Genomic DNA, 2073 nt, shown 5'->3' on the forward strand with positions numbered 1-2073 from the left:
ATTTTTCATGTCATTGCCTCCCCACAGCTATATTTTATCCTAACTAAGCTGTGTCCGGCAAATCGAGTATGGGTCAGTCAACTGGTCCAGGAGATTGCGTTCATTGTACCGGTATTGGTTTGAGTAGAGCGCATCTGTGCCTTTCAGGGCATTGACCGCGGTTAAGCTGCCCAGGGAATCGTACTGGTATTTCAGTTCAGTTCCGTTTCCGGAATATGAAGCCGTATCCAGACGTCCGTTAATATAATAATAATCTGTGGTTCCTGTGGGGTCAACCATCTGAGTCAGATTCCCGGCGGCATCATATCCGTATGATACTTATTCCTGTTTATCGTTCTCCTTTTTTATCCCATTCACTATTTACATCTTCCAATTCTGTCCATAGGCCTTTAAGGCCAATTTCTCTCATGAATTGTTCAAGCTGAACAAATTTATCATTTGTTATAAGTTCCCCCTGTTGCCAAGTAGTTTCACACTCATCGCAAACATAAATTGTTTTTTTTAGTTTTTTAATCTTTGCTTTACATACCAATCCTTGTTCTTTGCAGGCTGGACAAAACATAATATACCCCCTCCACTTTATGGAACAGATACTGGGTATACCGTAATAATTTCAGTTGTACCCTTGTTAACTATGATCTCAACAGCGTTTTCACCTTGAGAACCTACTATGTACCCAGCACTGTAAATACTTCGCGTCCATTTGCCTGTGTAATTGAAGCCCCCCTGTTAACCCAAGCTTCATCAATTAATGGTAATAATTCTTTTCTGCCTACCTTAAAGACAGTATGATCTGGTTTAGCCTTGTCTTCGATTCTTAGAATAAAAGATTTGAAGACTAACCATAAAAGAAGAACCTCAAGAGCGTATATATACGAACTAACTTGAGGTTCATTTATTACCAGTATGGGACAAAATTAGGGTCTTATTTCTTCTAATTTGAAGTTGTCCCAAGCAACAACTTCCACAATAATATCCTGAAAAGGAAAGATATAGTGGTGGGCTTTATTAAGAAAGTCTGCGGTTTCGTCTTTTGCTTTTAATACTGAATGAAGTTCCATAATCCATCTTGAGTTAATAACTTCAAGTAAATAAAAAGGTCTTTTCCCATCCACAAGTAACTGCTTAGTAGCATAGCAATCAATTGTTGAAACCTTAAATCCTTGATAAGGACAAAATGATGCTCTCCAGCGTTTCTCTGTGGAATCGTCAAATTCCAAAGTAATTTTGCTAGTATCCATAGATATAGATTCTAATGGAGTGGTATGAATTTCAACTTGTGTAGTTAATACTTTTAGCTGCATCTTCTCACCTTCCTCTTACAATAATTGAAACACCATCGTTTTTTGAAGTGAATTTCCACGATTCATTTAGAATTTCATCCAGAGTCGCCATTCTATAAGGAACTGGTACACCTGCCTGTTGGAATGAATACAGTCGACGGTTATCTAAAGTATAAAGGTTTCCGTTTTGCTCAAAAATTCTGATTGATGGAACGCTGTTAGGTGCTATTGTACCAGACCTCAAACCATTTGTTAACTGGTCAACTGTTCTTCCGTCCTTAAATGTTGCTGAAATACTATCTTGAGTAAAACGAATAGATGCAGCATCTAAAGCATTACCTGCACTTCGAACCATGCCATGGCTGAGTATCGGCAATAATGCCGTAATGTCGGTTGCTCTAAAGTCGCCACGCCCCCAGTCACTGAAGGTAACCGCCCAATCCGCAGGTTCATTAAGTATTCCAATCACCGAAGCAGCTACAGGCTGCTTTTCGACAGCTTCATTAAAAGCCCCAACCCCACCTTTTACGCCTGACGCTATGGTACTTGGGATTTTCTTAAATTCTCCGATTAATCCACCACTTCCACCCGTCCCCTGACCACTTGTACCAGCAGTCTTAGCCACACTCGGCTGCGAAACCTTTTTATTGCCGTACATATAGTTAGTCAAGGCGTCTCTGGTTATCGCGCCAAAATATCCGGTTACATATTTCCCATCCAGGTAACCCTTATTCCTCAGGAATACCTGCAGCTGTTTGACATCTTCACCTTTTCCTGCAAACCATTGCTT

4 protein-coding genes are annotated in these 2073 nt (G+C 40.2%); all 4 read right to left on the reverse strand.

Features of this window, described 5'->3' with window-relative positions; all coding sequences use genetic code 11:
* Positions 1–39: 39 nt before the first annotated feature.
* The gene (locus Ga0451573_RS18800; protein ID WP_231685729.1) at positions 40–279 is read right to left on the reverse strand and encodes a hypothetical protein; all 240 of its coding nucleotides are present in this window, start codon (positions 277–279) and stop codon (positions 40–42) included.
* A 49-nt stretch (positions 280–328) separates the two neighbouring features.
* On the reverse strand, positions 329–562 hold the full coding sequence (locus Ga0451573_RS18805) for a hypothetical protein (protein WP_231685731.1): 234 nt from the start codon (positions 560–562) through the stop codon (positions 329–331).
* A gap of 355 nt (positions 563–917) precedes the next feature.
* Positions 918–1304 (reverse strand): hypothetical protein, encoded by a 387-nt coding sequence (locus tag Ga0451573_RS18810; RefSeq protein ID WP_231685732.1) that lies wholly within the window; start codon positions 1302–1304, stop codon positions 918–920.
* Positions 1305–1308: 4 nt separating this feature from the next.
* On the reverse strand, positions 1309–2073 hold a 765-nt coding region (locus Ga0451573_RS18815), incomplete at its 5' end, for a peptidoglycan-binding domain-containing protein (RefSeq protein WP_231685733.1).

Source organism: Phosphitispora fastidiosa (assembly GCF_019008365.1).
GTDB lineage: Bacteria > Bacillota > Thermincolia > Thermincolales > UBA2595 > Phosphitispora > Phosphitispora fastidiosa.

Excerpts from the sequence above, each read along its gene's own strand:
- Ga0451573_RS18810 (WP_231685732.1), bottom strand. The coding sequence starts at position 1,304 with ATGCAGCTAAAAGTATTAACTACACAAGTTGAAATTCATACCACTCCA.
- Ga0451573_RS18805 (WP_231685731.1), bottom strand. The coding sequence starts at position 562 with ATGTTTTGTCCAGCCTGCAAAGAACAAGGATTGGTATGTAAAGCAAAG.
- Ga0451573_RS18800 (WP_231685729.1), bottom strand. The coding sequence starts at position 279 with ATGGTTGACCCCACAGGAACCACAGATTATTATTATATTAACGGACGT.